Source organism: Stenotrophomonas sp. 2YAF22, from assembly GCF_052114665.1.
Lineage (GTDB): Bacteria > Pseudomonadota > Gammaproteobacteria > Xanthomonadales > Xanthomonadaceae > Stenotrophomonas > Stenotrophomonas indicatrix.
The window spans coordinates 1-2,507 of record NZ_JBFRFE010000629.1 but is presented as its reverse complement, the minus strand read 5'-3'; the positions used below and the strand labels follow the sequence as shown (position 1 = coordinate 2,507).

The following is a 2,507-nucleotide window of genomic DNA, read 5'->3' as shown; positions in this document are numbered from 1 at the left end:
CGCCTGTTCGTGCCGGTGAAGGTGCGCCGCAACCAGACCGTGCTGGTGCTGACCCGTGGCATCGGCACTGGAGAATCCATCGCCGCTGCCGATATCAGTACTGCCCAGCGTGACGCGGCACGGATTGCCGGCGCAGTGCTGGCCGATCCCGCCGCAGCGATCGGCCGCATCGCCCGTCGGCCGTTGCCGGCAGGAACACTGTTGTCGAGCAACGATCTGGTTGCACAGCGTCTCATCAAGCGAGGAGACAGTGTGGCACTGGTATCGCGGCGTGGTTCGGTCGAGGTCCGCATCGCCGGCCGCGCACTGGGCGATGCCGGCCAGAACGAGCGCGTCTCGGTGGAAAACCTGTCCTCTCGCCGTATCGTGCAGGGCACGGTGGACGCGACCGGTGACGTAATCGTGGCGCGTTGAAATAATGCAGAATTCCCCTAAAGATCACGGCCCTGCGGCCGTTATCCCTTGTGTACGGCAACTCCAGGACACCCCATGAGCCAGAAAATCGACGGCAACCTGCAGGTCCCCCAGGCACTGCGCAGCGTGACCACCCCGGCCGCCAAGCCCGGCGTCAGCACCGATTCGGCGGCACGTCCAGTCGAGGCGGCCGACAGCCTGCGCCTGACCGGCGAAGCCACCAACCTGCAGGCCATCGAGCGTGAGCTGAGCACCGCTCCGGCGATCGACGCCCAGCGTGTTGCAGCGGTGCGCGAATCGCTTCAGAACGGCACCTACAAGATCAATCCGGACGCGATCGCTTCGCGCATGCTTGAACTGGACCAGCAGCTGCAAGGATGACCGCGGCGATGAGCGAGCCGCTGCAGCGCCTTGCCCAGGCCCTGGACGTTGAACGCCAGGCCCTGGTCGAGCACGACGTGCATGCCCTGATCCGTGCCACCGGTGCGAAGCTGGAAGCGCTGCGTGCGCTGGAAGGCGCGCCACCGGTGGGCGAGGGCGAGCAGCTGCAGGAACTGGCCGAGCGCAACCGCGCCAACGGTGTGCTGCTGTCGCGGCGCCGGCGCGAGGTCAACTGGGCACTGCGCCAGATGGGCCGCACCGAAGAGTCCTCGGCCTACGATGCCAAGGGCCAGTCGCATACCGTCACCGCGCGGCGGCCGCTCGCCGTCGCCTGACAGGACCGGCGGTCGGCTGACCGCCCGATGGCGGCTGTAGGCCGCCGCGTGAACGCGTATATTGGGCGCCTGTTTGATCGCCCCGAGCCGCCGTGTCTGCCGCCAACGTTCTGGTTACCGCCCCCCTTCCGCCGCAACCGGTGCTGCAGGCCCTGCTTGAGCGCCTGCGCGAGGGCTTGCTGCTGTTCACCGAAGATGGGCAGGTCGCCTTGGCCAACCCGGCCGCRCAGAGCCTGCTGGGCAGCGATGAAGGCACCTTGCCGCCGCCACWGCGCCTGCGCCAGCTGCTGCCGCCGGATGCGCTGGAACATGCGCGCCAGCACGGTCACTGGAACGGCAGCCTGCCGCTGGGCGAGGGCGTGGTCATCGCCCATCTGTACTTCCATGGCGAACCCGGTTCGGGGCACTACCTGGCCTTGTTCCGCCATATCGAAGGCCAGGAAGACTACGAACGCGAACTGCAGCAGCGCCATGCCGAACTGCGCCAGGCCTACCTGCGCTTGAACGGCACCCAGGAAAAGCTGCTGCAGTCGGAGAAGATGGCCTCCATCGGCCAGCTTGCCGCCGGCGTGGCGCACGAGATCAACAACCCGATCGGCTACGTGCATTCCAACCTGGGCAGCCTGCAGGAATACCTGCGCAGCCTGTTCACGGTGATCGAAGCCTACGAACGCGCCCTGCGTGCGCCCGACCCGAAGGCGTTGATTCCGGAAATCGACGATATCCGTGACCGCCTGGACATCGATTTCATCAGCCGCGATCTGCCGCAGCTGATGGCCGAGTCACGCGAAGGCATCGAGCGCGTCACCCGCATCGTGCGCGACCTGAAGGACTTCTCCTATTCCGGCCGCGACGAGTCGTGGAAGCTGGTCGACCTGCATTCCGGCCTTGAATCGACCATCAACATCATCTGGAACGAGCTCAAGTACAAGGTGCACCTGGTGCGCGAGTTCGGCCAGCTGCCGCTGGTGGAATGCCTGCCCTCGGAGTTGAACCAGGTCTACATGAACCTGCTGCTCAACGCCGGCCATGCCATCGCCGAGCGCGGCACGATCACCGTGCGCACCGGCGTGGACGGCGACACGGTGTGGGTCGAGTTCGAAGACACCGGCGGTGGCATTTCGCCGGAACTGCGCCAGCGCATCTTCGATCCGTTCTTCACCACCAAACCGGTGGGCAGCGGTACCGGCCTGGGCCTGTCGATCTCCTACAGCATCATCAACAAGCACCACGGCCGCATCGATCTGGACAGCACCCCAGGCGTCGGCTCGCGCTTCCGCCTCGTGCTGCCGATCAAGCAGCCGCGCTGAAGCAGCACGGTAGTGCCGGCCGCTGGCCGGCAACCCGATGAACCTGGAAACCCCGCATCTGCCGGCC

At 66.4% G+C, this 2,507-nt stretch carries 4 protein-coding genes; all 4 read left to right on the top strand.

From position 1 onward, the window contains the following. Positions 1–414, top strand: a 414-nt coding sequence (flgA, locus tag AB4Y84_RS19160) for a flagellar basal body P-ring formation chaperone FlgA (protein ID WP_442250679.1), incomplete at its 5' end; no start/stop codon positions are given. A 75-nt stretch (positions 415–489) separates the two neighbouring features. Next, a complete protein-coding gene (gene flgM / locus AB4Y84_RS19155) occupies positions 490–795 on the top strand; it encodes a flagellar biosynthesis anti-sigma factor FlgM (protein WP_025879113.1) in 306 nt (101 codons plus the stop codon). Then, a complete protein-coding gene (locus tag AB4Y84_RS19150) occupies positions 792–1,130 on the top strand; it encodes a flagella protein (protein WP_025879114.1) in 339 nt (112 codons plus the stop codon). The genes flgM and AB4Y84_RS19150 overlap by 4 nt, the downstream gene beginning before the upstream one ends. Positions 1,131–1,222: 92 nt before the next feature. Beyond that, entirely contained in the window at positions 1,223–2,440 is a 1,218-nt protein-coding gene (locus tag AB4Y84_RS19145) for an ATP-binding protein (protein WP_442250678.1), read from the top strand. Positions 2,441–2,507 lie beyond the last annotated feature (67 nt).

What these genes read in the sequence shown, in the direction of transcription:
- flgM (WP_025879113.1), top strand. Translation starts at nt 490, where the DNA reads ATGAGCCAGAAAATCGACGGCAACCTGCAGGTCCCCCAGGCACTGCGC.
- AB4Y84_RS19150 (WP_025879114.1), top strand. Translation starts at nt 792, where the DNA reads ATGACCGCGGCGATGAGCGAGCCGCTGCAGCGCCTTGCCCAGGCCCTG.